General features: G+C 45.1%; 1 protein-coding gene. It reads left to right on the top strand.

The annotated features are described in order from the left end of the window. Nucleotides 1-157: 157 nt before the first annotated feature. Nucleotides 158-652: a hypothetical protein gene (locus tag C9F12_RS22215; protein ID WP_108450241.1), complete on the top strand. Its 495-nt coding sequence runs from the start codon at nt 158-160 to the stop codon at nt 650-652. The last annotated feature ends 45 nt before the right edge of the window (nt 653-697 follow it).

Raw genomic sequence — 697 nt, 5'->3', positions numbered from 1 at the left:
TGAATTCGAGCAAAAAGGCTAGCCTTCGGATCTATAGCTATTTCTTCCCATCACCTATAGACATCTTAAGCTCTCTCGTCTTGTGGCCGGCGTCGAAGACTGGGTCAACCGCTGTCGCTATGGCAATCACCAGAGACAGTGACCTCCCTATGAAGCCTTGGAAGAGGAAAAAAACGGCCTGGAACTGCTGTTCAAGGGTGTCACGGTGGAGATGACCTGGGAGAAATACGATGAAGCGTTTGAAAGCAGAGGTCCTATCCCACTAGATGGATGTTGGGAAGATATCTCTACAATCGCCACCAACGATATAAAGATCGATATTTTGGTCACGGTGCCCGACCTTGAGGGGATGGAGCTGGGGTTGAAACTCGAGATCGGTGAAGCAAAAAACGACGACCACGCGGTTCTATTCAAAGGAAATTACATCAAGACAGTGGAATCTACAATCCTTGAGGAGCGCGACGGAGGAAACCTGTCCAATGAGGAGTCTCTTAACATAGAAGTTTTAAAAAATAATAGCTATCACTGCATTTCTATCGAAAAGTACATGCATAGCAATATACCACCTAAATCTCTGACGCTTCATGTTGGCTCTATCAACCAAAAAAGGCCAATCGATATGAAAACAGATGCATTCAAAGTGAGGATATAGCCATGCCCCACTACGTCAAGAAAATCTCGATCATCCTATTTCTTA

This window comes from Halomonas sp. BN3-1 (assembly GCF_003056325.1).
GTDB lineage: Bacteria > Pseudomonadota > Gammaproteobacteria > Pseudomonadales > Halomonadaceae > Halomonas > Halomonas litopenaei.
This window is presented reverse-complemented; position numbering and strand designations above follow the sequence as displayed.